Origin of the sequence: Desulfolutivibrio sp., from assembly GCF_036584575.1 — a bacterium.
Lineage (GTDB): Bacteria > Desulfobacterota > Desulfovibrionia > Desulfovibrionales > Desulfovibrionaceae > Desulfolutivibrio.
In genome coordinates, this window is the sequence record NZ_JAZHDB010000082.1 from 1 (window position 1) to 5022 (window position 5022).

General features: G+C 66.7%; 6 protein-coding genes. 2 read left to right on the plus strand and 4 right to left on the minus strand.

What is annotated here, in order from left to right:
- Positions 1 to 175: 175 nt before the first annotated feature.
- Entirely contained in the window at positions 176 to 559 is a 384-nt protein-coding gene (locus V3572_RS06275; RefSeq protein ID WP_332110125.1) for an Lcl C-terminal domain-containing protein, read from the plus strand.
- Between the two features lie 68 nt (positions 560 to 627).
- Here the strand turns inward: V3572_RS06275 and V3572_RS06280 are convergent, their stop codons facing one another.
- From V3572_RS06280 to cbiR, 3 genes are read right to left on the minus strand one after another with little or no spacing between them, the layout of a single operon-like run.
- Positions 628 to 1638, minus strand: coding sequence for a DHH family phosphoesterase (locus V3572_RS06280; RefSeq protein WP_442877364.1), 1011 nt, complete (start codon positions 1636 to 1638; stop codon positions 628 to 630).
- Between the two features lie 6 nt (positions 1639 to 1644).
- Positions 1645 to 2163 (minus strand): bifunctional adenosylcobinamide kinase/adenosylcobinamide-phosphate guanylyltransferase, encoded by a 519-nt coding sequence (locus tag V3572_RS06285; protein WP_332110127.1) that lies wholly within the window; start codon positions 2161 to 2163, stop codon positions 1645 to 1647.
- Positions 2160 to 2912, minus strand: coding sequence for a cobamide remodeling phosphodiesterase CbiR (cbiR, locus tag V3572_RS06290; RefSeq protein ID WP_332110128.1), 753 nt, complete (start codon positions 2910 to 2912; stop codon positions 2160 to 2162). Before cbiR ends, V3572_RS06285 begins: the two co-directional genes overlap by 4 nt.
- Before the next feature lie 211 nt (positions 2913 to 3123).
- Here cbiR and V3572_RS06295 point away from each other — a divergent pair, with 211 nt between their 5' ends.
- A complete protein-coding gene (locus tag V3572_RS06295; protein WP_163302301.1) occupies positions 3124 to 3267 on the plus strand; it encodes a hypothetical protein in 144 nt (47 codons plus the stop codon).
- An 8-nt stretch (positions 3268 to 3275) separates the two neighbouring features.
- On the opposite strand, the gene V3572_RS06300 is transcribed toward V3572_RS06295, so the two are convergent.
- Positions 3276 to 5022, minus strand: a 1747-nt coding sequence (locus V3572_RS06300) for an ATP-dependent helicase (RefSeq protein WP_332110129.1), incomplete at its 5' end; no start/stop codon positions are given.

The following is a 5022-nucleotide window of genomic DNA, read 5'->3' on the forward strand; positions in this document are numbered from 1 at the left end:
GGAACCAACATCGACACAAATTTTATCTGCTAAATTCACCAAACCAAAACTTTTGAGTCCGCCTTCTAATTTCTCACGGTGCAGGCCGGAGAAAATCGCGCTCAAGGCGGCCCGGGAGCGGTTCGGGCTGGACGCCCTGTGGCGGCCAAGGCGTTACGCCTGCCCGGAAGCGCCCGTGGGACGGTTCACGGACCTGGGGGACGGCGCGGTGCGCGATGCGGCCACGGGTCTTGTGTGGGAGCGGGGCGGGGCGCTTTTCCCGGTCATCTTCGCGGGGGCGGGGGCGTATGTGGAGGGGCTTTGCCGAAGCGGGTTCGCCGGTCGCGCCGACTGGCGGCTGCCGACCATGGATGAGCTTTTGACCCTGCTTGGGCCGGTGAAAAAGGGGACGGCCCACTGCACGGACCCGGTTTTCGATCCGGCCGTGCGCCGGGTGTGGAGCGCGGATCGGCGCACGTTCACCTCGGGGTGGATGGCGGATCTGGAGATGGGGTTCGTGACCTCGGGGGATTTCACCTGTCCGGGCGGGGTGCGGGCCGTGGCCGGGCAGGCGGGCTGAGGAAGTTATTTTCCAAAAACACAGAGGTGTTTTTGGGGGTGATGGGTGCGGGCCGTGGCCGGGTAGGGCTAAGTACTTTTGGCAGGCTTTTCCAGCCGTTTCCCGGTCAGGCGTTTCCAGAAAAATTCCTCGGGGGACTGCCCCTTGAGCCGCTCCATGTCGATCTCGGCCCGGGCCATGGTCCGGTGCCCCCCGGCCGACCCCACGTCGCCGAAATGCTCGGCCGCTACCTTGCCCATGTCCCGAAACAGGCCGTCCCCCCGGAACACGGCCACGGCCTTGCCCTCGGACACCCCGCAGATCATGTCCCAGGACAGCCCATGCACCCGGGTGAAGAAATCGGCCAGGATGACCAGGATGTCCGGACTCTCCAGCCGGTCCATGAAGATAAAAAGCCCTCGCGAACCCACGAAGCGCATCTTGCGAAAGGCCCGGGTGAAATACTTAAGCCAACTTTTGTGGAATTCGCTGTGCACGATGCGGCGCAGAAGATCCTGTCCGGCGTACTTGTTGAGGCCGCTAAAGGCCAGGATGTCGCTGTGCTGGAAGGGGCGGGAGAAGTTTTGGGTGTCGGTCTTTATGCCGTAGATGAGCGCCGTGGCCAAAAGCTTGCCGGGCCGGATGCGCATGGCCCGCAGGTATTCGGCCAGGATGGTGCACGTGGCCCCCAGCCCGGGGCGGATGTCCACATAGGCCGCCGTGACCGGGGCGTCGGGCTTGAGCGGGTGGTGGTCGATGACCACGGAGAAGGGAATCCCGGCGAAGTCCGGGTGGTGGTGGGGCTGGGAGTCCACCAGGGCGAAGCGGGTGTAGCGTTTGGCCAGTTCGGGGGTGAAGCGGACCACGGGGATGCGCAGGTAGCGGATCATGGCCAGGTTGTCGGGCCGGGTGACCTCGTTGACCTTGGCGATGTCCGCCGCCTCCACGCGCCGGGACATGAGACGCTTGAGCGCCATGGCCGAGCCCAGGGCGTCGGGGTCGGCGTTGACCAGGATCAGCCAGCGGTCCTCGCGCCGGAAAAGCTTGCACATCTTCGCCGCGTCCATGGGCGTGGTCCGTTGTATCTTGATGGTCTTCATCTTCATTCAGGCCCCCTTGAGGCGGACGGGCAGTCCGGCCACCACCAGACGGACGTCGGCGGCCAGGCTGGCCACGGACTGGTTGAGCGCCGCCAGACGGCGCAAAAATGCCCGGGACGCGGCGTCGGCCGCCAAGGGGCCAAGCCCGGCCTCCACGGACACCAGGACGGCCTCAGGGGCGTCCGGCGCGGCATAGGCCGCCAGGACGTCGAGCAGCTCCCGGACCTTGTCGTCCGCAACACCCTCCCCGGCGCAGGCGAAAATCCAGAAGTCCAGACTGTCCACCAGGATCGATCCCCCCTGGGACCGTTCCCCGGCCAGGAACCGGGGCAGTTCGAGGCCCGGCTCGGTCACCGGAATCTCCGGCGGCCGCCCCCAGCGGTGGGCCTCGATCTGGGCCCGGAATTCGAAATCCAGGGCCCGGCCCATGGCCGCCATGCGCCGGGGCGGGGGAGCGGCCAGAAAGAGTTCCAGGGCGTGGGCCGATTTTCCGGACTTGTCGCCGCCAAGGAGCAGCCGGATCACGTGGCGAACCCCCATTGGCGGCACAGGGCCGCAAAGGTCCGTTCGCTGTCGGTCAGGGCCGCGTCGTCGAAGACCTCATGCATGATCACCACCTCGGGGCCAAGGCCCGAAAGCAGGTCCAAAAGCGTCTGCCGCCCCTGGGCGTCCAGGCAGGACAGGGCGCGGTGCCGGTGCTCCCTTTTGGGAAGCCGCCAGCGGGCCGCGTCGCGCTGGTTTTGGGGATCGTAGGGGGCATAGATATGGGCCAGCCGGGTGCGCTCGAAAACCCCGGGCGTGGCCAGAAGCGACGTCTGGCCGAAGGCCAGCATGTGCCCCACGTCCAGGCACAGGCCCGTGCCGAGCTCCCGGGCCACGGGCCACAGGGCGTCTGGCCCGGCGTCCTCCACGTTTTCCAGCAGGATGTCCGCCGGGTCGCGGCCGTCCGCGGCCCAGAGCGCCACAAAGGCCGCCAGTCGCCTGGAGGCGCGCGGCGGATGCAGCACGAATCCCCAGGGAGCGAGATGGGCGATCTTGGCCGCCAGGCGTGCGGCCACGTCGAAGACCGCCTCGGCGCCCTCAGCCCAGGGCAGGTCCAGGGGCAGATGGACATGGTAGCGCGCCGTGTCGCCCTCGGGCGGCAGATCGTCCGAAGCGTAGGCCAGGGAGCCGCTTGTCTCCAGGAAATAGAGGCCGATCTCGGCGTAGCGGTCGCCCAGGTAGATCCGGTTCTCGGCCGGGGAGCCGGGAATCACCCAGCTTGGGGCGGCCATGCGCCAGGGTCCGTGTTGCTTGGAATCTTTCGGCATATTCACAATTTTGGGTTTTATTCGGTTGTGGCTTGTACAAAGCGGGATGTTGGATTAGACCATCCCAACCGCTGCGGCACGGGTGTGCCGGGCCTTTCGGGAGAGCGGTCGGCCGTATCGTTTTGTGTTGTTATTTCGTTGAGTTGGTGGCGCCGCCGAGGGCGAGGGAGGTTTCATGTTCCGCTTGCGCATGGCTGTTCAGCATTTTTTCAATCCCCTGCATATGTACTGTCGGCTCAAAGACATGGGCCTGGCCGGAACCACGGCCCATAAAATGTGCCGCGTCTACGAACGCCTGATTTACCGCCATATCCTGTAGGATTTCGCTTACGGGGTCAAAAGCCCCAACTGCTTTTCCTGACTGACCTTCCTGGCCACCAAGGCCGACCGCTTCACCCCAGACAGATCCAGTTCCTCGAAGAATCGCGACGGCTTGAGCATCACTAGGCGTCCGAACAGTTCGCGTTTGGCCGCATGGCTCAAAAACAGCCGGTCCCTGGCCCGGGTCAGGCCCACATAGAAAAGCCGCCGTTCCTCGTCGGCGTCGGGCGCGTCCTGGCCGCCCTGGGCGTTGCCGGTCAAAAGCCCGGTCCCGGCGAAGGGCAGGATGCCGTCCTCCAGGGCGGGCAGGAACACGGCGGAGAATTCCAGCCCCTTGGCCGCGTGCAGGCTCATGATGCGCACCTTTTCGGCCGCGCGCCCCACCAGCTCCAGTTCGCTTTGGGTGCTCACGAAGGACAAAAGTCCTCCCCAGCCGCCGTGCTCGTCAAAGGCCCGGCACAGCTGCTTGAAGGCCGGACTCTGCCAGAACAGCCGGTCGAAGGGCGGGATGTCGCCCAGGTAGGCCGAAAGCCCCAGGGGGCCCTTGGCCAGGATGCGATCCGGGCAGTTTAAGGGAGCGGCGTCCTCGCTTCCGGCCATGCCCAAAAGCCGGGCCGCCGCGTCGAGCAGGATTTTAATGCGCGGCTCGGCGAAAAAGGCGTCGGCCTCGGGCGCCGAGCAGGGGATGCCCAGGCGGTCCAGACTGCGCCGGATGGCCGGGATCAGGGCCTTGAAGCGCACCAGGACGGCGATGTCGCCGGGGCTTAGGGTCTGGGCCCCGAGATCCTTGGTCAGGGTCAGGGAGGTGCCGCCCAGAAGCTTGCGGATGCGCTCCCCGATCCAGGATATCTCGGCGGCGGCCGTGGGGGCGGCGAATAGCTGGATCTCGCCATAACCCGGAGCATCCTCCCGGCGCCTCGGCGAAAGCGGCGGCGCGGCGGGGAAAAGCCCGGCGGCAAGGCCTAAAATGGACGCGGCCGAGCGGTAGTTGTCCGTGAGGCTGACGGTGGCGAGGTCCGGCCACAGGCGGCCCAGGCGGCCCGCCATGTCCGACGCGGCCCCCCGGAAGCCGTAGATGGACTGGTTGGGGTCGCCGATGGCGAAGACCGACACCTCGGGGAATCGGGCCAGGCCTTCAAGCACCGCCAGTTGCAGGGGGGAGAGATCCTGCACCTCGTCCACCAGGATGTGCCGGAAGGGGCTTTGGAAGCTGCCCACCTTGATCTTTTCCAGCCAGAATTCCAGAAGATCGGTGAAATCCACCAGATTCCAGGCGGCCTTTTGCCGGGCGTAGTTCTCGGCAGCCAGGGCCTCGCCGCTGCCGGGATAGACGGGCAGGGGCGTGAGCGTCTCTCGGGACAGGGACAGATCCTGCCAGGCCGAGGTGAGCCGCGCCCCGCGAAATTCCGGGTTGACCTCGGCGAAAAGGCGCTTGGCCGCCTCCTCGGACAGAAGCACCGGGGCCTGGCCATCGGACTGGGTCCAGAAGGCGTAGGCCACGGCGTGTAGGGTGTCGATGTGGGCCATGCCCAGGTTGGCCCGGCCATGGCGTAGGGCCAGGGCGGCCAGGCGATCCCGCATCTCGGCGGCGGCGCGGCGGGTGAAGGTCACGGCCAGTATGGTTTCCGGGGCTGCCCGGCCGGGCGTGGCCACGGCCCTGGTTCCGGGCGCATCTGGGCTGTCCGTGGCGGCGGGGCCCGGCATCCGCCTGCTCGACGTGCAAACTTTGAGAAGCGTCTGCGAGGGAGCGTTT

Excerpts from the sequence above, each read along its gene's own strand:
- cbiR (WP_332110128.1), bottom strand. The coding sequence starts at position 2,912 with ATGGCCGCCCCAAGCTGGGTGATTCCCGGCTCCCCGGCCGAGAACCGG.
- V3572_RS06280 (WP_442877364.1), bottom strand. The coding sequence starts at position 1,638 with ATGAAGACCATCAAGATACAACGGACCACGCCCATGGACGCGGCGAAG.
- V3572_RS06295 (WP_163302301.1), top strand. The coding sequence starts at position 3,124 with ATGTTCCGCTTGCGCATGGCTGTTCAGCATTTTTTCAATCCCCTGCAT.